Raw genomic sequence first — 20,856 nt, 5'->3', positions numbered from 1 at the left:
GCCTGATCACACGTGATGCCCGTCAGCGGGGGAGGCGGCGGAGGGCTTTGAGGCCGAGGGTCATGCCGCGGGACCACAGCGAGCCCGAAACCCCGCGAGGCGGACGCAAAGCCAGCCCGCGCTGCAGGGCGATCGACTGGGACTCCGTGTACTTGAGCAGGCCCTCGGCGCCGTTGCGGCGTCCGACGCCCGAGTCCTTCATGCCGCCCATCGGGACGCCGACGCTGCCGAACGTCGCCGCGTAGCCCTCGTTGACGTTGACCGTCCCGGCCTTGAGCCGCGCCGCGACCTCCCAGCCCGCGCGGCCGTTGCGCGACCAGACGCTGGCGTTGAGCCCGAACGGCGTGTCGTTGGCCCGGTCGATGGCCTCGGTGACGTCGGTGTAGCCGTAGATCGACACCACGGGCCCGAACGTCTCCTCCGCGAACGGCACCATGTCCGGCGTGACGCCGGAAAGCACCGTCGGCTCGTAGAACAGCGGGCCGAGGTCGGGGCGGGCGCGGCCGCCGGTGAGCACCGACGCGCCCTTCGCGCGGGCGTCCTCGACGTGTGCCGACACCGTCGCGAGCTGGTCCTCCGACGTCAGCGACCCCATCCCCGCGTGGTAGTCCAGCGCGCCGCCGAGCTTCACCGCCGCGGTCCGCGCGACGAACGCGCGGGTGAACTCGTCGCGGATGTCCTCGTGGACGTAGATCCGCTCGACCGACACGCACAGCTGACCGGCCGAGGAGAAGCACGCGGTCACCGCGCCCGTCGCGGCCTTCGCGACGTCGGCGTCGGGCAGCACGATCATCGGGTTCTTGCCGCCGAGCTCCAGCGAGTACGACGTCAGCCGCTTCGCCACCTGCCCGGCCAGCTCTTTGCCGGTCGGCGTGGACCCGGTGAAGCACAGGTAGTCCGACTCCTCGACCAGCGCGGTGCCGATCTTCGAGCCGCGGCCGAGCACGATCTGCCAGGTCCCGGCCGGCAGTCCGGCCTCCTCGGCGAGCTCGTGCAGCCACAGCGCCGAAAGCGCGGTCTGGTTGTCCGGCTTCTGCACCACGGCGTTGCCGGCCGCCAGCGCCGGGAAGACGTCCATCGCGGTGAGCGCCAGGGGGTAGTTCCACGGCGAGATGACGCCGACGACGCCCTTGGGGTGCCGGATCTCGCCGGCGCGGGTCAGCCCCGGGATGATGCCGGCGACGCGGCGCGGAGCGAGGATCTTGGCGGCGTGCTTGCCGTAGTAGGCCGCGACCAGCGCGGTCGCGCTGACCTCGTCGAAGGCGTCGAGCCGCGCCTTGCCGGCCTCGGTCTGGACCAGGTCGAGCACCTCGTCCTGGCGGGCGAGCACCAGGTCGTGCAGCCGGGTGAGGACGCGGGCGCGCTCGGCGGGGGAGCGTTCCGCCCAGGCCCGCTGGGCCGTCCGCGCGCCGGCGAACACCGCGCGGACGTCGGCGTCGGTGGCCTGGGGCAGCGTCGCGATCGGCAGCCCGGTGAAGGGGGCGTTCATGCGGATGGGTGCCGAGTCCGCACCACCGGCCGCGCGGGCGACGAGCTCGGCCGCCCGCGCCGAGCCGGGCGCCCCGGCGATGCCGCCGACCGTCGGCGGCAAAGGCGTGTCCTCGACGGCGTTCGCGGGGGTGGTGCTGGTCATGACGTCTCCGTTCCGCGGCGTCCGGAGTCCGCGCGATGCCGCGCAGAGGTTACCGACGAGTACACCATACCGTCGGTACGTCAGTTGTCCAGTCTGATGTGAATAAGTTTCACGTATTGGGTGGGTTCAGCGGCGGGAGCTGGTAGGTCGGTTCGGTCGGCGACGGCTCCTGCCGGCTGGGCGGCGGATGGGCCTGCGTCGCGCCGCCGTAGGGATCGTCGAGCCGCGGCGACAGCCCCGACTCGGCGGGCGTCGGCACCTCGCCGGACTGCGCGGGGAACGGCTGAGAAGCGGGCCCGCTCTGCGCCGGGAAGGGCTGGGAGGCCGGCGCGCCCTGCGCCGGGAAGGGCTGCGAAACCGGGCCGCCCTGCGCCGGGAACGGCTGCGACTGCGGCGCGCCCGGGTACGGCTGGGGCCCGCCCGGGTAAGGCGGTGCACCCGGATACCCCGCGAACTGCTGCGGCGGAACGGGATACGGCCTCGACTGCTGCTGCTGGTAAGGCTGGCCGTACGGCCCCGGCGGCGGTCCCGGCGGTCCGGTGGCCGGCCGCCGTCCGGCGAGCGTCGCGAGGACCAGCGTCACGGCGGCGAGCGCGCCGCCGCCGAGCAGGATCCAGAACCCGATGCCGGTCGAGTAGAGCGAGGTGAGCGAGTCGTCGTCGGACTCGTAGCTCAAGGTCGCCGAGACGTCCATGCCGAGCATCCACACGGCCGCGGCCACCCCCGCGCCGCCGGCCACCAGTGCCGTCCGGGCGCCCGAGCGCACCCCGGTGCCCGCCGAACGCCGCGCCCCCGCGAACGCCAGGCCGGCCCCGGCCAGCAGCACCAGCGCGCCGGCCGACAGCGGGATCCCGTAGCGCGCGACGTGGGTGTTCTCGTAGAACTTCTTCGCCTCCTCGCTGGGTTCGACGCCGAACGAGCGCGTCCAGGCGCTGATCGTCTGGCTGCTCTCGGTCTTGCCGCCGACGGCCTGCTCGAACTTCGTCTGCGGGAGGAACGACCCGGCCAGCACGACCACCGCGGCGACGGCGCCGACGATCCCGGCGATCAGCCGGAGGCGCGCGCCGGCGTCGGCCGGCTGCCCTGGCGGTCGCTGCTGCTGTACCGGGGGAGGGCCGTACGGGTTCTGGTACGGGCTCGCGGTCATGGAAGCTCCCCTCTTTCCGGGGATTGGACCACGAATCCGCCTGCGGGATAAGGGGCATTACCGCCCTTGCGGTGCCCGGCTGGTCAGCTTGGCGCAGTGGCTGCGTCCTGGTAGAGCAGGACCGCGATCCGCTTCCACTCCTCCAGCAGCTGCCGCCGCCGGTTCGGGTCGCCGCCGAGCTCGGCGTCCAGCGCCAGTCCGCGGGTCAGGTTCACGGTGAGCCAGAACAACATCTCCGCACGCTCGGGCGGCAGTTCGCCGGCGACCTGGGTGACGTGTTCGAGCGTCGCGCGGCCGAGCGCGCGGTCGACCGGCCGGATCGCCGCGCGCAGCTCGGGGTCGGTGCGGGCGGCGACCCACAGCTCGGTGACGGCGGTCGACAGCGTGCCGGAGTAGCCGGTCCAGAGCAGGTCGATCGCCGCGGCGACGCCCGTGCCGCCGCTGGGCAGGTCGTCGAGCGACGCGGCGAGCTGGCGGCGCAGCTTCGTCGTGAGGTGCTCGACGGCGGCCGCCATCAGCTCGGCCTTCGCGGTGAAGTGGTGCTGCACCGCGCCCTTCGAGACGCCGGCGCGAGCGCAGATCTCCTGCACCGACGTGCGCGCGTACCCGACGTCCACGAGGCAGTCGATGGTGGCGTCGAGCAGCGCCGTGCGGGTCTGTTCGCGCCGCTGCGCCTGGGTACGGTGCGCCGTCGAGGTCACTTCGGCCTCCCTGCTTTACCTACAGGCCGGTACGGATGTACATTCCGCAGAGAACTTACATGCTGTTCGTCATGTTTTCCAGCAGGAGGGTCCCGTGCCGCTTCAACTCCCGAAGAGCTCCTGGAGCACGACCGAGCTCGAAGACCTCCGCGAGCTGTCGCGGTCGTTCCTGCAGAAGGAGGCCGTGCCGCACCAGGAACGCTGGGCGGCCGAGAAGAAGGTCGACCGCGAGCTGTGGACCAAGGCCGGCGACGTCGGCCTGCTCTGTCTCTCCATCCCCGAGGAGTACGGCGGGGGCGGCGGCACCTTCGCCCACGAAGCCGTGCTCTACGAAGAGCAGGCCCGCTCGGGCGACAGCGCGTGGGGCGTGACCGTCCACAACGGAATCGTGGCGCACTACCTGAGCGCGTACGCCTCCGAAGAGAAGAAGCGTGAGTGGCTGCCGAAGATGGCCAGCGGCGAGCTCGTCGGCGCCATCGCGATGACCGAGCCGGGCACCGGCTCCGACCTGCAGGGCATCAAGACCCGCGCCGTCCGCGACGGTGACCACTACGTCATCAACGGCGCGAAGACCTTCATCACCAACGGGTTGCACGCCGGCCTGGTCGTCGTCGCGTGCAAGACCGACCCGGACGCGGGCGCGCAGGGCGTCTCGCTGATCGTCGTCGAGACCGACACGCCGGGCTTCCGCCGCGGCCGCGTGCTCGACAAGGTCGGCCTCAAGGGCCAGGACACCGCCGAGCTGTTCTTCGACGACGTCCGCGTGCCCGCCGCCAACCTCCTCGGCGACGCCGAAGGCCAGGGCTTCTTCCAGCTGATGCTGCAGCTGCCGCAGGAACGGCTGATCATCGCCGTCACCGCGGTGGCCGGGCTGGAGGCGGCGGTCGACCTCACGCTGGAGTACACGAAGGAGCGCACGGCGTTCGGCCGGCCGATCTTTTCCTTCCAGAACACCAAGTTCAAGCTCGCCGAGGCGGCGACCGAGGCCGCCGTCGCGCGGGCGTTCCTCGACCAGTGCATCGAACGCCACCTCAAGGGCGAGCTCGACGTCCAGGGCGCGGCGATGGCGAAGCTGTGGACCACCGAGCGCGTCAACAAGGTGATCGACGACTGCGTGCAGCTCTTCGGCGGCTACGGCTACATGACGGAGTACCCGATCGCGCGGGCCTGGGCCGACGTCCGGATCTCGCGGATCTTCGGCGGTACCAGCGAGATCATGAAGGAAATCATCTCCCGCTCGCTCTGAAAGGACCCGACATGAAGGCAGGTCCGCTCAGCGGCCTGAAGGTGGTGGAGCTGGCCGGGCTCGCGCCCGGGCCGTTCGCCACGATGATCCTCGCCGACCTCGGCGCCGACGTGATCCGCGTGGACCGCGCGACGCCGGGGGAGGACGTGCTCGGCATCCCGGCCGACCCGCTCGGCCGCGGCCGCCGGTCGGTGGGCATCAACACCAAGACCCCCGAGGGCGTCGAACTGGTGCTGAAGCTGTGCGAGACCGCCGACGTCCTCATCGAGCCGTTCCGCCCGGGCGTCGCCGAGCGGATCGGGCTCGGCCCCGACGTCGTGCACGCCCGCAACCCGCGGCTGGTCTACGGCCGGATGACCGGGTGGGGCCAGGACGGTCCGCTGGCGACCGCGGCGGGGCACGACATCAACTACATCGGCATCGCCGGCGCGCTCGAGCCGATCGGGCGCGCGGGCGAGCGGCCGGTGCCGCCGCTCAACCTCGTCGGCGACTTCGGCGGTGGCGGGCTGCTGCTGGCGATGGGCGTCCTCGCGGCGCTGTTCGAGCGGAACGCGTCCGGGAAGGGCCAGGTCGTCGACGCGTCGATGGTCGACGGCGCCGCGCTGCTCACCACGAGCCTGCACGGCATGGCCGCGGCCGGGCTCTGGGGCGGCGGGCGCGGCGACAACATGCTCGACGGCGGCGCCCCGTTCTACGACACCTACGAGACCGCGGACGGCAAGTACGTCGCCGTCGGCGCGATCGAGATGCGGTTCTGGGGCGACCTGGTGAAGGTCCTCGAGCTGGACCCGGATTCGCTGCCGCTGCACGTGGACAAGACGCAGTGGCCGCGTCTGCGCGAGATCCTGGCGGGGGCGATCGGCAAGTTCACGCGCGACGACCTCGTCGCGCGAGCCGAAGGCACCGACGCGTGCCTGACCCCGGTGCTCGCGCCCGGCGAAGCCGCGTCGCACCCGCACAACGCGGCGCGCGGCACGTTCGTCGAGATCGGCGGCCTGGTCCAGCCCGCACCCGCGCCGCGGTTCGGCCGCACCCCGCCGGAGACGCCGGAAGCCCCGCACACCAAGGGATCCGACACCGAAGCCGTGCTCGCCGAGCTCGGCGTCACGGACCTCGCCGCGCTGCGTTCGGCGGGCGCGATCGTCTAGGTCTCCGCTAGGTCTCCGCGAGGTCGGAGCGCACGACCGAGTAGACGACGCTGTCGCGCCACTCGCCGTCACGGAAGCCGTAGCCGCGAAGGACGCCTTCGCGCGTGAAGCCGGCCTTCTCGAGCGAGCGCTGTTCGGCGCGGTTGCCGACCTCGGTCGTCGCTTCGACCCGGTTGAGCTGGGTGTGGGCGAAGAGGTACTCGGCGAGCAGGCGCTGGGCTTCGGTGCCATAGCCGTGGCCGCGCGCTTCCGGAGCCAGGACGAGGCCCACGTTCCAGCAGTAGGACGTCGGCCCGGTGCGGCTGCGGTGCCAGGAGACGAGCCCGAGGACGCGCCCGCCGAGCGTCGGCACGAGCATGCCGGTCTCGGTGGTGAGCATGCCGGTTTCCTGCCAGCGGCGGCGCAGGTAGCCGGGATCGTGCCAGCCGAACCACTGGTGCGCCCCGGCCGCGACGGGATCGTTGGTCAGCCGTTCCAGCAGGTCGAGATCGCCTTCGGCCACGGGCCGGAGCACGACTCCGGGACCATCGTCGTCCATCGGGCGACCTTATCGGCCGCTTGACCGGAACAGCCCCGCCGCCACGCGATCCACCCGGTCGAGGCACGCCCGGTAACCCACCGAAACCCCGTGCGCGAGCAGGCATCACCCGTGATCAAGCGGGCATCACGCGTGACTGCAGGGGCATCACCCGTGACTGGACGGGCATCACGCGTGACTGGGCGGGCATCGGCGTGATGCCCCTTCAATCACGCGTGATGCCTCTCGGATCACGGATGATGCCCCGCTGATCACGGGTGATGCCCCTTCAAGCACGCGTGATGCCTTGCTGGTCACGTGAAGGTGCCGTGGCGGCCTTCGCCGCCTGCGAAGCGGGCCGCGCCGTCGACCGCCTCCGCCGCCAGCACTCCCGCGCCCATCGCCGCCCGGAACTCCGCTGCGAGCGCGTCCTCTTCGGACTGGCCCCACTGCTCGAGCGCCGAGAGGCGGTCGGCGCGCATACACGCCTGCGGGAACGCCGCGAGCTGCCGCGCCAGCTCCTGCGCGGCGGAAACCGCTTCGCCGGCCGGCACGACGCGGTTGGCCAAGCCCATCGAGAACGCTTCGTCCGCCTCGACCGGCCGTCCGGTCAGGATCAGGTCCATCGCCCGCGACTGGCCGATCAGCCGCGGCAGCCGGACGGTGCCGCCGTCGATCAGCGGCACGCCCCAGCGGCGGCAGAACACGCCGAACACCGCCGTCGCGTCGGCGACCCGCAGGTCGCACCACAGCGCCAGCTCCAGCCCGCCCGCGACGGCCGGCCCGTGCACGGCCGCGATCACCGGCTTGCCGAGCCGCAGCCGGGTCGGGCCCATCGGGCCGTCCCCGTCCGGGTGAGTGCGGTTCATCCGGTCGGTGCCGATCGCCTTGAGATTGGCGCCGGCGCAGAAGGCGCCACCCGATCCGGTGAGGACCGCGACGGCGGCGCCGGGGTCCGCGTCGAACTCCCGGAACGCCTCGGCGAGCTCGGCCGCGGTCGGTCCGTCGACGGCGTTGCGGGCGGCCGGGCGGTCGATGGTGACCGTCGTCACCTCGCCGTCCCGTTCGACCAGCACGTTCCGGGTCATCGCCGCTCCTCGAGGTCGGTCAGGGGCCGGTGGGGGTGATCGGGGGTTGATCGGGGTGTCTTCGGGGCACGCCTTCCCTACAGTATTGGCGTGGCCACTCCCAGGACGGGGACGGCGAGCCGGGGAGGAAGCGCATGTCGAGCGGCATGAAGAAAGTTCTCATCGTCGGGGTGGTGGCGCTCGTGCTCTTCTTCCTGATCACCCAGCCGACCCAGTCCGCCGACTTCGTGCACCGCGTGCTCGGCTGGCTCAAGGACGGCGCCGAAGCGATCGTGACCTTCTTCCGGTCGCTCTTCTCCTGACCACCGGAAACCGCTCTGACCGGCACCGCGACAGGCGGCGCCGGCCGTCACCCTGCGTGTTATCGGACGGTAAATCACTGAGTGTCACGAATCCCGGAATTCGGACCGAACGCTCGACCATCCGGGTGGATTGCAGCCGAAAACGCGCAGGTCGGCGAATTCGTGCCTGCCGGGGTCTGGCGAAGAAGACCACCCCGGCCCTACGGTGCTCACATTGCGTGATCGGGTGGTTCGCCATCCCCCCGGAGAACCCCGGTACGCAGGCAGTTTCCACTCAGCAAGGTGCAGGTTGGTGCGTGCGGCACCACCGCGTGGGACAGGTGTCAGGGCCTGTCCGTCGGGGACCTACAAGGAGGCAGGGATGACCGGAGATCCCGGAGTGGACGCGCTGATCCGGCAATGGGCCGCCGAGCGCGAGCAGACCCCCGAAGAGCAGGAGGTCGACCGCATCGCGTCCGCGTGGCTGGCCGACGCGCCAGCGCAGGCTCCGGGTATCCCCGGCCAGCGTGCCCGGTCCGGGCAGCAGCGGTTCGTCCCCGTCGAGTCGGCCGATCCCGGCTACCTCGACGCGATGCGCCGTCGCCTGCCGGAAGTGCCCGAAGAGCTCCTCACCGCCGCCGCGGGCTGGTGGCAGATGGTCGGCGGCGTCGCCGAGGCCGAGGAGTGGTGGGACGCCGGGCTCAGCCCGCTCGACCAGCGGGCCCTCGACTACCGGGCGGCCGGCCTCGCGCCGTCCGACCTGAGCCGACGGCTCGGGCCGATGACCGTCCTGCAGCACCTCCGCCGCGGCAGTGCCCCGGCCTGGTGCGTCGCGCGCCTCGCGCGGCAGCAGAAGTCCGCCTGACCCTTCCACACGGCCGGGTGAACCGGTGTGGTGAGACGATCGAGACGACCCGCGTAACGCTAACCTGCGCGGGCTCGTTGACACTTCGTCGACACCACACTGGAGAACCGGAGTTACGTGCGCACCAGGACCGGAAAGAACGAGGACGACCCCGTCGACGCGAGCGTCGAGGAAGCCGCCCCCGCCGCACCGGCACCGGCGCCGCGCTCCGCGAGCGTCGCGGTGCTCACCCGGCTGATCGTGGTCCTCGCCGTGCTGGCCGTGGCCGGCGGCGGGATCTGGCTCGTCACCCGCGCGTCGACGCCCGAGGCGAGCCCCCTCACCACCGAAATCCCCGCCCTGCAGGTCAAGGCGGCCGACGTCCGCCCGGGGTCGGTCGCGCCGGCCGGCGGTGCGGTCGCGGGCGGGGCCGAGCAGCAGACGTCTCCCCAGCAGGCCCGCAGCACGGGCCCGGCGACGTTGTCCCAGTGGGCGAGCCAGGTCGCCGGAGCGACCAGTGTCCCGGCGCGAGCGCTGCAGGCGTACGGCAACGCCGAGCTGGCGATGCGCGCGGACCAGCCGAAGTGCCAGATTTCGTGGGCAACGCTCGCCGGCATCGGCCGGATCGAGTCCAACCACGGCCAGTACGCGGGCGCGGTGCTCGGCGCGGACGGCCGCCCGTCCAAGCCGATCATCGGCGTCCCGCTCGACGGTTCGTCGGGCGTCCAGGCGATCGGTGACACCGACGGCGGCCGCTACGACGGCGACGCCGGGGTGGATCGCGCGGTCGGGCCGATGCAGTTTATCCCGAGCACGTGGCGCAAGTGGGCCTCGGACGGCAACGGCGACGGCCTCGGCGACCCCCAGCAGATCGACGACGCGGCCCTGGCGGCGGCCCGCTACCTGTGCGCGGGCGGACGCGACATGGCGAGCCCGTCGGGCTGGTGGGCGGGGATCCTGTCGTACAACAACTCGACGGAGTACGCGCAGAAGGTCTTCGGCCTGGCCGACGGGTACGCCAAGGGCGCCCAATCGGTGCGTAAACAGGGCTGAGAGCGGCGCCACCCGGGACGCGGTCGGCCACGGCCCCTCAGCGGCCCAGTGCTAGCGTCGATCCCGTGCCAGCTTCCCCTTCGCCGGCGGCTTCCCCCTGGGGACGCCGGATCGCGATCGCCGCGACGTGCCTGGTGAGCCTGCTCGTCTGCTGCGGGCTCGCCTGGTGGCAGTGGGACCGCTTCACCTCGGCGAACGGCACCTTCCAGAACCTCGGCTACGTCCTGCAGTGGCCGCTCTTCGGCCTGTTCCCGGCCTTCATGTTCTGGCGGATCCGCAAGCTCCGCCAGAAGGCCGAGGCCGACGGCACCGCCGGCGACCGCCCGAAGCCGGCCCCCGTCGCCGAGGTGCCCGCTCCCCGTCCCCGGCCCGACGTGCGGCCGACGGACGAGGACGAGGAGCTGGCCGCGTACAACCGTTACCTGCGCGAGCTGAACGCCCGCGACCAGCAGGCCGCCGAGTGAGGCCGCAGAGTGAGGACGTCCCGATGACCACCAGCACCGAAGGTGCCGCCCAGACCGCGGTGCCGCTCACCGGCCCCCTGGTCCGGTTCCGCACCGCCGCCTACGTCACCGGCGTCGGCCTGCTCGGCCTCTGCTTCGTGATGGTGCTGCGCTACGGCTTCGACAACCCCACGCCGTCGGCGGTCTACTCGCCGATCCACGGTGTGCTGTACATGATCTACCTGGTGCTGACCATCGACCTGGCGATCAAGGCCCGCTGGTCGATCAAGGGCACCGTGCTGGTGCTGCTGGCCGGTTGCGTCCCGTTCGTCTCGTTCCTCGTCGAGCGCCGGGTGACGCACCGGGTCAAGGCCGGGCAGAAGCTGTAACCCGCCGGAACGTCAGCGCCACCAGGAACGTGCAGGCCGCGAACACCGCGGCCGTGGCGAACGCCGAAGTCATGCCGTCGACGACGAGCTGAGGTCCCGTCGCGCTCGACGAGCGGGTCGCCGACCCGAACACCGTGATCAGGACGCCCAGGCCGAGCGTGCTGCCGACCTGCTGCATCGTCTGCAGCACCCCGCCCGCCGCGCCCGCGTCCTCGGTGGGCACGGTCGCCATCACGATCACGTTGAGCGGCGCGAACGCGAGCCCGCCGCCGAGGCCCATCAGCAGCAGCGGACCCAGCAACGCGGGGAAGTACGTGCTGTCCGTCGTGAGCAGCGCGAGCCACGCGACGCCGGAAACCATCAGCAGCGACCCCGTGATGGCCAGCGGCTTCGGGCCGTAGCGCGGGAGCAGCCGCGGCACGAGCCGGCTCATCGTGAAGATCAGCGCCGCCATCGGCAGGAACGCGAAGCCCGTGGCCAGCGCGGCGAAGTGCCGGATGTCCTGCATGAACTGGGTGAGGAAGAAGAACATCGACATCATGGCCATCGGGCCGAGGAAGAAGTTGACGTAGGCCGCGCTGCGGTTGCGGTCGGCGAACAGCCGGAGCGGGACCAGCGGCATCGCGGTGCGCGCCTCGATCGCGACGAACGCGGTCAGCAGCGCCAGGCCGCCGGCGAGCGAGCCGAGCGTGACGGGGTTGCCCCAGCCGTCGGACGCCGCGTGGGTGAAGGCGAACACGAGCGAGCCGACGCCGAGGGTGCCGGTGATCGCGCCGGGCAGGTCGAGACGCGCGGGCCGGCGCGCCGGTTCGGGCACGAACCGCGGCGCGAGCAGCACGATCGCGAGGCCGAACGGGACGTTGATGAACAGCGCCGCGCGCCACGAGATCCACTCGGTGAGCAGGCCGCCGACGATCAGGCCGATCGCGAACCCGCCGCTGGACATGGCGGAGAACAGCGCCAGCGCCCGGACGCGGGCCTTGGCCTCGGAGAACGTCGTCGTGACCAGGGCCAGGGTGCTCGGCCCGGCCATGGCGGCGCCGACGCCCTGCAGGACGCGGGCGGCGATGAGCAGCGTGGCCGAGCCGGCGAGGCCGCCGGCCAGCGACGCGAGGGTGAACAGGGCGGTGCCCGCGACGAACATCCGGCGTCGTCCGAACAGGTCGCCGGCCCGGCCGCCGAGCAGCAGCAGGCCGCCGAAGACCAGGCTGTAGGCCGTCATCACCCAGGACAGGCCGGTGGCCGAAAACCCCAGGTCGGCCTGGATGCGCGGGAGCGCGACGTTCATGACCGTCGCGTCGAGGATGAGCATGAGCTGGCAGGTCAGGATGATCGCGAGGACCAGCCCGCCGCGGCGGGCCGGGGCAGGCTCGACCGCACGATGGATCGTTTGCTGGGACAAGAGATACTCCCCCGAGGAGTAAGAGAAGAAGCGGAGATGTTCTCCACTTGGGTGCGATCCGATAATATGGAGAGCGTCTCCGGATGCGCAAGCGAATTCGGAGAATCTCTCCGGTTAAGTGGCGAGGAGGCCGGGATGCCGGAAGCGGGCTCGGAGCGTCCGATGCGGGCGGACGCGCGGCGCAACTACGAGCGCATCGTCGCGACGGCGAACGAGCTCTTCACCGCGTACGGCGCCGACGTGCCGCTCGACGACGTCGCCAAGAAGGCGGGCGTCGGAGCGGGCACGCTCTACCGGCACTTCCCGACCCGCGAGAAGCTGTTCGAAGCGGTCTACCGCGATGAGATCGCGGTGCTCGCCGACCGCGCGTACGTGCTGCACGACGAGCTGCCGCCGTGGGAGGCGCTCGAGGCGTGGCTGATCGAGCAGGTCACCTGGGTCGTCGAGCGGCACAAGCTCGCGACGATCCTCAAGGAGTCGATCGACTCCGGCTCGGAGACCTTCCAGTACTGCCAGAAGCGGCTGCGCGACGCGACGGGAGTGCTCGTCGCGGCGGCGCAGGAGGCCGGGCTGGTCCGGGCGGACGTCGTCGGCGCGGACGTCCTGCGGCTGGGGCACGGCGCCGGCATGGCGGTGCGCAACTGCAGCCCCGAGGACGGGAAACGGGTGTTGAGCGTGATCTTGGACGGCCTGCGCGCGTGACGCAGGCCGTCCAGGTCGGTCGGCGGGTCAGCTGCCGATCCCGGTGAGGGACCGGACCTCCATCTCCGCCTGCTTCTCGAGGTCCGCCTTCGGCTTGCCCACGAGGGTGCCGACGAACCCGCACAGGAACGAGAACGGGATCGAGATCAGGCCCGGGTTCTTCAGCGGGAACCAGGCGAAGTCGATGCCCTTGAAGATCGCGTCCGGGGCGCCCGAGACGACCGGGGAGAAGAGCACCAGGAGCAGGCTCGCGGCCAGGCCGCCGTAGATGCCCCACAGCGTGCCCGTCGTGTTGAACCGCTTCCAGAACAGCGAGAACAGCAGCGTCGAGAGGTTCGCCGACGCCGCGACCGCGAACGCCAGCGCGACGAGGAACGCGATGTTCTGCCCGTTCGCCAGCACGCCGCCGACGATGGCCAGCGCCCCGACCGCGATCGCGGTCAGCCGCGCCACCCGGACCTCGTCCGCCGGCTCCGCCTTGCCGCGCTTGAAGATGTTCGCGTAGACGTCGTGGGCGAAGGACGCCGACGCGGTGATCGTCAGCCCGGCCACCACCGCGAGGATCGTCGCGAACGCCACCGCGGCGATGATGCCCAGCAGCAGCGTCCCGCCGACGTGCAGGGCCAGCAGCGGGGCCGCCGAGTTCTCCCCGCCGGGCGCGGCCTTGATCTCGTCGGCGCCGACCAGCGCGGCCGCGCCGAAGCCGATGATCAGCGTGCACAGGTAGAACAGGAACATGCACGCCGTCGCCCAGACGACGCTTCGCCGCGCCTCGCGGGAGTTCGGCACCGTGTAGAAGCGCATCAGGACGTGCGGCAGGGCCGCCGCGCCGAGCACCAGTGCCAGGGCCAGGGACACGAAGTCGAGCTTCGTGGTGGCGTTCTTGCCGTACGAGCCGCCCGGTTCGAGGAGCTTGTCGCCGAGCGGGCTGTGCTCCGCGGCCGAAGAGAGAAGGTTCGAGAACGAGAAGCCGAACTTGCCGAACAGGAACACCGTGAGCAGCGCGCCGCACAGCAGCAGGATGGTCGCCTTGATGATCTGCACCCACGTGGTGCCCTTCATCCCGCCGACCAGCACGTACAGCACCATGACCAGGCCGACGACGCCGATCACCAGCGCCTGGCCGAGCTTGGAGTGGACGTTCAGCAGCAGCGCCACCAGGCCGCCGGCGCCTGCCATCTGCGCCAGCATGTAGAAGAAGGAGATCACCAGCGTCGACGTCGCCGCCGCCGCGCGGACCGGGCGCTGCTTCATCCGGAAGCTCAGGACGTCGCCCATCGTGAAGCGGCCGGTGTTGCGCAGCAGCTCGGCGATCAGCAGGAGGTCGACCAGCCAGGCGACGAGGAAGCCGATCGAGTAGAGGAAGCCGTCGTAGCCGTGCATCGCGATGGCGCCGGCGATGCCGAGGAACGACGCCGCCGACAGGAAGTCGCCCGACAGCGCGATGCCGTTCTGGCGGCCGGTGAACGCGCTGCCCGCGGCGTAGTAGTCGGCCGTCGAGGAGTTCCGGCTGCTGGCCCGGTAGACGACGTAGAGCGTGATCGCCACGAACAGGGCGAACACGGCGGTGTTGACCAGCGGGTTGCTGGCGGGCGTGCCGCCGTCGGCGAGCGCGGTCATCGGCTGGTCCCTTCCGGCAGGCCCGCGCGGGCCCGCAGCTCGGCCACGCGGGGGTCGAGGTGGCGGCGCGCGTACCGCAGGTAGAGCCAGGTGACCAGCGCGGTGCTCGCGAACTGGCCGATGCCGAGCAGGATGCCGACGTTGACCTGGCCGAACACCTTGGTGCTCATGAAGTCGTGCGCGTAGGCGGCCAGCAGCACGTAGGTCATGTACCAGGCGAAGAAGGCGAAGCTCATCGGGAAGACGAAGGCCCGGAACCGCCGCCGCAGCGAGACGAACTCGCGGCTGTCCTGGATCGCGGGGTAGTCGGGACCCGGGCGGGGAGCGGGCCGGCGGTGCTGGGCGGCGGCGGGCGGGCGGTCCCCGGTGAACAGGGCCGGCATCTGGCCGGTCTCTTCGAGGGGGTTGCCCGCCGCGGGGCGCGCGACGTCGTACATGTGGGTTGCCTCCGGCAGTGTGCCTCCGTGGCGGCGGGGCCCCGGGCTCCTGCGGACAGGTCGCCGGGCCGCCCTTGCGGACTGCGAGAGGAACATCGTAACTACGCCGTCCGGCGGACATCGCGGGCGGCCGGTCGGTCCAGGGTTCGCGGAAGGCGAGGTATTCGATTTCTCGTCGAAAGCGTCGAATGGAGTAGTGCTGCATGATCACGGGCAGATCACCCGTCATGATGAAAAGAATTGTGACGCCACGTTGTCGCATCCGGCGGACACTGCGGCGAACGAGCTAATCCGGTCGGGGGTCGATCCGCGCTGGTCACGCAGGGTGTCCGTGAACGCTCACATCGCCCCGGAGGGTGTCGCCCGGCTACGGGCGTGGTGGCGAAGATCCACTGGTCAGCAGGCAGTCTCGAAAGAAATCACCAGGTCGGGTCATGGTGCGGTCCAACGCCACAACATCGGGCACATCTTGAGACTTGACCCACCCGTTGGGGGTACTGAGTGTAGATCGTCCGAGCTAGTATGCTGCCCTGCATGGGCTAATCGGGTGACGGCCGGATGCTTGAGTGAGACGCATCCGGTAACCGGAATTCCCCCTTCGGCTGCCGTGAGGGCGAATGTCGGGGGCAGTTCTCGGCCCGCAAAGAACTTTTCGCAGGTCAGCGCCCGAGTGGGGAACAAAATTGACCGTCCGGGTGCCGGGGGTACGATTCTTTGGCCCAGCTGACCGCAGCGATCGATTGGCACCGATTAAGTTGATCTCGACGACCGTGCAGACCGCAACTTGCGCCGTGCACGTGCACAGTCCCTTGCACGGGACGGCGGGAGAGCACTTGCGCGGGTGCGCGGTCGGCCGGGCGGCCGGGGACGAGCGAGGGCACCGGCGACGCGGCAGGGCACCGGCGGCACGACCGTCCGGCGGCCCGCCGCGAGCCGGAACGCCGCGCCGCCGACGCGGATCCATGACGCCGGACAGGGAGTCACTCACGTGACCGTTGCAGGAGAAGGTCAGGTGCCCGTGGGGGAGCTGCTCGGCCGAGCGCCCCGGCGGTCCAAGGGGAAGGACGTGTGGCGCGCCCTCGTGCGCTGGCGCGACTGGAGCCTGCCCGTCAAGCTTTCGGCCGTCACCGTCGTCCCCATCGTGCTCGCGCTGGTCCTCGGTGTCACGACGATCGCCGGCCAGGTCGGCCGCTCGGACGAGTACCAGCGGCTCGACCGGCTCGTCGCGCTCGGCGGCCAGACCCGCGCGCTCACCGGCGCGCTGCAGCAGGAGCGCACGGTCACCGCGGCGATGCTGACCGACGGCACCGTCGGCGGCACGCCCGCGCTGGCCGCGGCCCGCAAGGCCACCGACGCCGTGGTCGGCCCGTTCACCGCGGCGCAGTCCCGCGCGTCCGACGTCGAGCCCGGCGTGGCCGGGGCCGCCGGCGCGGCCACCGCGCAGGTCAACAACCTCGGCTTCCTCCGCCGCCAGGTCGACGGCGGCCAGCTCGACCCGGCCCAGGCCGTCAACGCCTACTCCGGCATCACCGGTTCGCTGATCGGCCTCGACACCGCGGGCACCGCGGGAGCGGGCGACGGCACCCTCGGCGGCACGCCCGCCGGACTGCACGAGCTGCTCGTCGCGGGCGAACAGGTGTCGGTCAGCCAGGCGCTCGTCTCCTACGGCATCGCCCGCGCCGCGCTGTCGCCGAGCGAGCTGGCCACGCTGCGCGCCGCCGAGCTGCGGCTGGCCGACCGGCTCGTCGACTTCCGCTCCGCGGCGGGCGACACGCTGCAGCGCGACTTCGCGGCGATCGCCGAGGGCACCCAGGCGCAGAGCCGCGCCCGGATGGTCGAGTCCGTGCTGAACGCGCAGGGCAACACGCTCGACGACGCGTTCCGCGCCCTGTCGGCGGCCGACTGGGCCACCGCGTCCGCGGCGATGCGGACGCAGATCAGCCAGGTCGCCGACCGGCTCGGCGCGTCGGCGGCGGCCACCTCGGCCCAGCTGGTCGACGACGCCAGCAGCGGCGCCGGTCTGCTCGCGGTGCTGCTGTTCGCCGCGATGGTGCTCGCCGTCGCGGTCGTCTTCCTCATCACCCGGCAGCTGCTGCGCTCACTGAAAGCGTTGCGGCGCAGCGCCCTCGACGTCGCCGAGACCGCGCTGCCCGAAGCGGTCCGCAACATCCAGGAAGGCCGCGCGCAGGGCACGGACGTCGTGCCGGTGCCGGTGCAGACCGAGGACGAGGTCGGCGAGGTCGCCCGCGCCTTCGACAAGGTGCACCACCAGGCGCTGCGGCTGGCGACCGAGCAGGCCGCGATGCGCACCGGCTTCGGCAGCGTCTTCGTCAACCTCTCGCGGCGCAGCCAGAGCCTGGTGCAGCGGCAGCTGCAGCTGATCGAGCAGCTCGAGCGGGACGAGGAGGACGCCGACCAGCTCGCCACGCTGTTCCAGCTCGACCACCTCGCCACCCGGATGCGGCGCAACAACGAGAACCTGATGGTGCTCTCCGGCGCCGAGCCGGGCCGCCGCTCCGGCAAGCCGGTCGGCACCAACGACATGCTCCGCGCCGCGGTGTCGGAGATCGAGCAGTACCAGCGGGTCCAGGTCCAGCCGCCGCCCCCGGCCCGGATCGTCGGGTACGCCGCGAGCGACCTCATGCGCCTGGTCGCCGAGCTGCTGGACAACGCGACGGCGTTCTCCGCGCCGGAGACCAGCGTGACCGTCGCGTCGCGGCTGGGCGAGGACGGCTCGCTCAACGTCGACATCCTCGACAAGGGCATCGGCATGAACGAGGCCGAGGTCGCCGAGGCGAACACCCGGCTGACCGAGGCCGGGTCGATCGACCTGGCGACGTCGCGCCGGATGGGCCTGTTCGTCGTCGGCCGGCTGGCCAGCCGGCACCGGATCGGGGTGTCGCTGCACGGCGGCAAGGACATCGTCGGCGTCCGCGCCACGGTCGTCGTCCCGGCGGAGCTGGTGATGGCGGTGACCGACGGACCGCTGACGGGCCCGATCGGCGGGCCGCGGCAGCCGCTGGCGAGCCCCCCGGCGGGCAACCCGCTGCCGCGACGCCAGGTCAACGGCAACTCCCGGCCGCGGCCGCTGGTCCCGGAGCAGCCGGCGATGGGGGAGGAGCGCTGGCCGTCGGCGAGCGACCTCGCCGGGCTGACGAACGGCCACGGGCCGTCCGGTGTCCGTCCGCCGTCGGACCTGGAGATCTCCGGGACGGACCTGTTCGCGCCGCTGCCGAAGGACGACCCGGCCCCGCCGCCGCGCCCGACGCTGCCACCGGTGCCCACGGTGCTGCCGGTGCCGGTCCCGCCGCGCGCCGACGACCTGCCGGCGGGCAAGGACCTGTTCTCCGCCAACGAAACCACGCTGAGCGACTGGTGGCAGCAGGCGACCGCGGAACCGGCCCCGGCGCCCACCCCGGCCCCGGACCGCTCGGAGACGACACCGATCTTCGACGAGATGCTGTCGGCGTGGTTCCGCGAGGACAAGCCCGCCGAGAAGCCGGCCCCGGTCGCGGAGACCGCGGACGCGGAGCCGGTCGCCGAGGCTCCGGAGAAGCCGGCCGCCGAGCCGCAGGAAGCCCGCAGCTGGGACTTCGCGAGCGACGAGAACTTCCGCACGGTCCAGGCGGTCACGAAGTCGGAACCGACGGCGTTCACCGAGGCGGGGCTGCCCCGCCGCCGCCGCGGCGAGCAGCTCATGCCGGGCAGCGCGACCCCGACGCCGTCGATCCCCGCGACCCCGGCCCCGGCGCGGTCGGACCTGCCGGTCCGCGACCCGGCGGACGTGCGCGGGCGGCTGAGCAGCTTCCAGCAGGGAGTGACGAGGGGGCGCCAGCAGACGCGCCGGACAGCGGCGAACCCGCCGGCGCCGGGTGCGGCGCAGCCGGGAGCCGCGTTCCAGCCTGGGGTTCCCGCTGCCGACACCTCGTCGCAGGCACCGGGGGCCGCTGCGCAGCAGCAGTCGTTCGCCGAGAGGCTCGAGCCGGGCACGCAGCCCGGGGCGCAGCCGGCCGCGCTCACGCCCGGGGCGCAGCAGAACGGCTTGCCGCGGCCTGGCCGGCCGGGATCCGCACCGCAGCCCGGCGCGGTCCAGCCGAACGGTCTCCCGCAGCCGAACCGCCGAACCCCGGCACCCCGCCCGGGCGCGCAGGCACCGCAGCAACCGGCCGCCTTCCAGCCGGACGGCCTGCAACCGGGCCAGGCACCGGCAGCTCAGCCGGGTGCCTTCCAGCAGCCTGGTCAGCCTGGCGATCTCGTGCAGCCTGGGCAGCAGGGTGGCCCGGTGCAGCCCGGTGCCGTCCAGCAGCCCGGTCAGCAGGGCGCTCCGGCTCAGCCCGGTGCCTTTCAGCCTGGGCAGCAGGGTGTCGCGGCTCAGCCTGGCGATCTCGTGCAGCCGGGTCAGCAAGGTGCCCCGGCTCAGCCCGGTGCCTCCCAGCAGCCCGGTCAACAAGGCGTCCCAGCTCAGCCCGCCGCCCTTCACGAGCCCGGTCAGCAGGGTGCCCCGGCCGAGTCCGAGCCGACCGCTCCGCAGGAGCCCGGCCCGCTGCCGAGCCGCCAACCGCGGCCGTCGCCTCGGCCGTCCGCCTTCGGAGGCCCCGAGCAGTCCTTCCCGGCCTTCCTGGACCCGGCCACCGCCGGCCGTCCCGGGGAGCCGCCGTCGGAACTGCCCTCCCGGCGGGGCCCCGCCGCGCCGGAGACGCCCGCGCCGCGGCAGGAAGAGTCCGCGGTGGAGGCCACCGCCGAATGGAACTTCGGGACCGATGAAGGCTGGAAAGCCGTGCAAGCGGTGTCCCAGTCGGCACCCGCCACGTTCACTTCGGCAGGATTGCCCCGGCGCCGTCGCGGGGAACAGCTGCTCCCGGGCAGCGCCGGACCGCCCACCGGGGCCACGGCCCCCCGACCACAACGGGACGCACACGACGTGCGCGGCCGCCTGCGAAGCTTCCAGCAGGGCATCGAACGCGGGCGTCACCGCACCGCGCGGGCCGAGACCAACCACGAGACACTGGAGGGCGAATGACCTCGCCGAGTAGCGCACAGCCGCCGCAGAATCAGTTCGGCTGGCTGATCAACGACTTCGCGGAGCGCGTGCCCGGCGTGGCCCACGCCGTGGTCGTCTCGGCGGACGGCCTGCTGCTGAGCGCTTCCAACCGGCTGCCGCTCGACCGGGCGGACCAGCTCGCCGCGGTCGCCTCGGGCCTGGTCAGCCTCACCCAGGGCGCCGCCCGGTGCTTCGAGGCGGGGGCGGTCAACGAGACCGTCGTCGAGATGGAGCTGGGGATCATGGTGCTGATGTCGATCAGCGACGGGTCGTGCCTGGCCGTGCTCGCCGCCCCGAACTGCGACATCGGCCAGGTCGCCTACGAGATGACGATGCTCGTCGATCGGGTCGGCCAGATCCTGACCCCGGAGCTGCGCGCCCAGCTCCAGGGATCGGGTGGGTCGCTGATCGGCGAACCGGTGGGATGATGGCGCGATGAGCACGGGGTCCGGATCTTTCGGGGAGCCTCCGGAGGCGGGGAACACCGCTTCCGGCGCAGGGGACGACGGCACGTTCGCCGACGTCCTCAACGGGTTCACCCTGGATTCCGGCCGTGCCCGCCGGAAGCGCAAGAAGAGCAAGGAGTCCCCGCCACCCCCGTCCGCCGGTGCGCACGCGGCCGCGGAACCGCCGGCGCCCGCGCCGTCGGCCGACCAAGGAGATCGAGTGACCTCTTTAGTCTCTCCACCCGGCAGTACCGATGGGGACGCCCCCAGACCAGGTGGGCTGTTCGACCCGGGGCCGCCCAGCGGCGAGTTCGTCATGCCCGCGGTCTTCGAACAGCCACTCGCGCCCGAAGATCAGACGGCGATCGTCCGGCCGTACGCTTTGACCGGCGGCCGCACCCGGGCGAACTACGCCCTGGAGCTGGAGACACTGATCTCCGCGAAGGATTATGCTGCCACCGGTGGCTTCCCCGAGGTGGCCGCGGAGCAGATCGAGTGCATCTCGATCATGGAAGAGTGCCGGACCCCCCGTTCGGTCGCCGAGCTCGTGTCGGCCCTGCGGGTGCCTTTGGGCGTGGCAAGGGTGCTGATCAGCGACGCGGCCGACGCAGGGCTGGTCACGGTGCACAAGACGATATCGGGCAATGACGGCGCCGAGGCACATCTGGTGTTGATGGAAAGGGTTTTGAGTGGACTCCGTCGGCTTTAAGGCACCGCG

Annotated in this window: 19 protein-coding genes; 11 read left to right on the top strand and 8 right to left on the bottom strand. The window is 72.0% G+C overall.

Going from position 1 to position 20,856, the window contains the following annotated elements:
- Positions 1–22: 22 nt before the first annotated feature.
- The 3 genes from ACZ7PG_RS09690 to ACZ7PG_RS09680 form a co-directional block, all read right to left on the bottom strand.
- Positions 23–1,633 (bottom strand): succinic semialdehyde dehydrogenase, encoded by a 1,611-nt coding sequence (locus tag ACZ7PG_RS09690; RefSeq protein ID WP_470238641.1) that lies wholly within the window; start codon positions 1,631–1,633, stop codon positions 23–25.
- Between the two features lie 109 nt (positions 1,634–1,742).
- Positions 1,743–2,780: a hypothetical protein gene (locus ACZ7PG_RS09685; protein ID WP_470238640.1), complete on the bottom strand. Its 1,038-nt coding sequence runs from the start codon at positions 2,778–2,780 to the stop codon at positions 1,743–1,745.
- An 83-nt stretch (positions 2,781–2,863) separates the two neighbouring features.
- Positions 2,864–3,481 (bottom strand): TetR/AcrR family transcriptional regulator, encoded by a 618-nt coding sequence (locus ACZ7PG_RS09680; protein WP_470238639.1) that lies wholly within the window; start codon positions 3,479–3,481, stop codon positions 2,864–2,866.
- 94 nt (positions 3,482–3,575) lie between these two features.
- On the opposite strand from ACZ7PG_RS09680, the gene ACZ7PG_RS09675 reads away from it, so the two are divergent.
- Positions 3,576–4,727: an acyl-CoA dehydrogenase family protein gene (locus tag ACZ7PG_RS09675; protein WP_470238638.1), complete on the top strand. Its 1,152-nt coding sequence runs from the start codon at positions 3,576–3,578 to the stop codon at positions 4,725–4,727.
- Positions 4,728–4,738: 11 nt separating this feature from the next.
- Positions 4,739–5,875 carry a CaiB/BaiF CoA transferase family protein gene (locus ACZ7PG_RS09670; protein ID WP_470238637.1) on the top strand — a complete coding sequence of 379 codons (1,137 nt, stop codon included), beginning with the start codon at positions 4,739–4,741 and terminating at the stop codon, positions 5,873–5,875.
- 7 nt (positions 5,876–5,882) lie between these two features.
- Here the strand turns inward: ACZ7PG_RS09670 and ACZ7PG_RS09665 are convergent, their stop codons facing one another.
- Together ACZ7PG_RS09665 and ACZ7PG_RS09660 are read right to left on the bottom strand one after the other, a co-directional pair.
- Positions 5,883–6,413 (bottom strand): GNAT family N-acetyltransferase, encoded by a 531-nt coding sequence (locus tag ACZ7PG_RS09665; protein ID WP_470238636.1) that lies wholly within the window; start codon positions 6,411–6,413, stop codon positions 5,883–5,885.
- 293 nt (positions 6,414–6,706) lie between these two features.
- Positions 6,707–7,480 (bottom strand): crotonase/enoyl-CoA hydratase family protein, encoded by a 774-nt coding sequence (locus ACZ7PG_RS09660; RefSeq protein WP_470238635.1) that lies wholly within the window; start codon positions 7,478–7,480, stop codon positions 6,707–6,709.
- 146 nt (positions 7,481–7,626) lie between these two features.
- Between ACZ7PG_RS09660 and ACZ7PG_RS09655 the strand changes: the two genes are divergently transcribed.
- The 5 genes from ACZ7PG_RS09655 to ACZ7PG_RS09635 all read left to right on the top strand — a co-directional run bounded on the left by ACZ7PG_RS09655 (position 7,627) and on the right by ACZ7PG_RS09635 (position 10,490).
- On the top strand, positions 7,627–7,782 hold the full coding sequence (locus ACZ7PG_RS09655; protein WP_285483651.1) for a hypothetical protein: 156 nt from the start codon (positions 7,627–7,629) through the stop codon (positions 7,780–7,782).
- A 361-nt stretch (positions 7,783–8,143) separates the two neighbouring features.
- Entirely contained in the window at positions 8,144–8,626 is a 483-nt protein-coding gene (locus ACZ7PG_RS09650) for a helix-turn-helix transcriptional regulator (RefSeq protein WP_285483327.1), read from the top strand.
- Between the two features lie 117 nt (positions 8,627–8,743).
- Complete coding sequence (locus ACZ7PG_RS09645) at positions 8,744–9,658, top strand: lytic transglycosylase domain-containing protein (RefSeq protein WP_470238634.1); 915 nt, start codon at positions 8,744–8,746, stop codon at positions 9,656–9,658.
- 65 nt (positions 9,659–9,723) lie between these two features.
- Positions 9,724–10,122, top strand: a complete 399-nt coding sequence (locus ACZ7PG_RS09640) for a hypothetical protein (protein ID WP_470238633.1) — start codon at positions 9,724–9,726, stop codon at positions 10,120–10,122.
- Between the two features lie 23 nt (positions 10,123–10,145).
- Positions 10,146–10,490, top strand: a complete 345-nt coding sequence (locus ACZ7PG_RS09635) for a DUF3817 domain-containing protein (RefSeq protein ID WP_360679176.1) — start codon at positions 10,146–10,148, stop codon at positions 10,488–10,490.
- On the opposite strand, the gene ACZ7PG_RS09630 is transcribed toward ACZ7PG_RS09635, so the two are convergent.
- Positions 10,468–11,892 (bottom strand): MFS transporter, encoded by a 1,425-nt coding sequence (locus ACZ7PG_RS09630; RefSeq protein ID WP_470238632.1) that lies wholly within the window; start codon positions 11,890–11,892, stop codon positions 10,468–10,470. The two genes, ACZ7PG_RS09635 and ACZ7PG_RS09630, sit on opposite strands and share 23 nt — an antisense overlap.
- 135 nt (positions 11,893–12,027) lie before the next feature.
- Between ACZ7PG_RS09630 and ACZ7PG_RS09625 the strand changes: the two genes are divergently transcribed.
- The gene (locus tag ACZ7PG_RS09625; RefSeq protein ID WP_470238631.1) at positions 12,028–12,594 is read left to right on the top strand and encodes a TetR/AcrR family transcriptional regulator; all 567 of its coding nucleotides are present in this window, start codon (positions 12,028–12,030) and stop codon (positions 12,592–12,594) included.
- Between the two features lie 27 nt (positions 12,595–12,621).
- On the opposite strand, the gene ACZ7PG_RS09620 is transcribed toward ACZ7PG_RS09625, so the two are convergent.
- Complete coding sequence (locus ACZ7PG_RS09620; protein ID WP_470238630.1) at positions 12,622–14,214, bottom strand: solute symporter family protein; 1,593 nt, start codon at positions 14,212–14,214, stop codon at positions 12,622–12,624.
- Positions 14,211–14,651, bottom strand: coding sequence for a DUF485 domain-containing protein (locus ACZ7PG_RS09615; RefSeq protein ID WP_470238629.1), 441 nt, complete (start codon positions 14,649–14,651; stop codon positions 14,211–14,213). Before ACZ7PG_RS09615 ends, ACZ7PG_RS09620 begins: the two co-directional genes overlap by 4 nt.
- 1,012 nt (positions 14,652–15,663) lie before the next feature.
- On the opposite strand from ACZ7PG_RS09615, the gene ACZ7PG_RS09610 reads away from it, so the two are divergent.
- The 3 genes from ACZ7PG_RS09610 to ACZ7PG_RS09600 are packed head-to-tail and all read left to right on the top strand — an operon-like array spanning position 15,664 to position 20,847.
- Positions 15,664–19,671, top strand: a complete 4,008-nt coding sequence (locus tag ACZ7PG_RS09610; RefSeq protein ID WP_470239026.1) for a sensor histidine kinase — start codon at positions 15,664–15,666, stop codon at positions 19,669–19,671.
- Entirely contained in the window at positions 19,668–20,120 is a 453-nt protein-coding gene (locus ACZ7PG_RS09605; protein ID WP_155542171.1) for a roadblock/LC7 domain-containing protein, read from the top strand. Before ACZ7PG_RS09610 ends, ACZ7PG_RS09605 begins: the two co-directional genes overlap by 4 nt.
- Before the next feature lie 7 nt (positions 20,121–20,127).
- Positions 20,128–20,847 carry a DUF742 domain-containing protein gene (locus ACZ7PG_RS09600; RefSeq protein ID WP_470238628.1) on the top strand — a complete coding sequence of 240 codons (720 nt, stop codon included), beginning with the start codon at positions 20,128–20,130 and terminating at the stop codon, positions 20,845–20,847.
- The last annotated feature ends 9 nt before the right edge of the window (positions 20,848–20,856 follow it).

The organism is Amycolatopsis sp. NPDC114504 (assembly GCF_055633595.1).
Note: the sequence above shows the minus strand (reverse complement) of the source record. Positions and strands in the feature narration are given on the sequence as shown.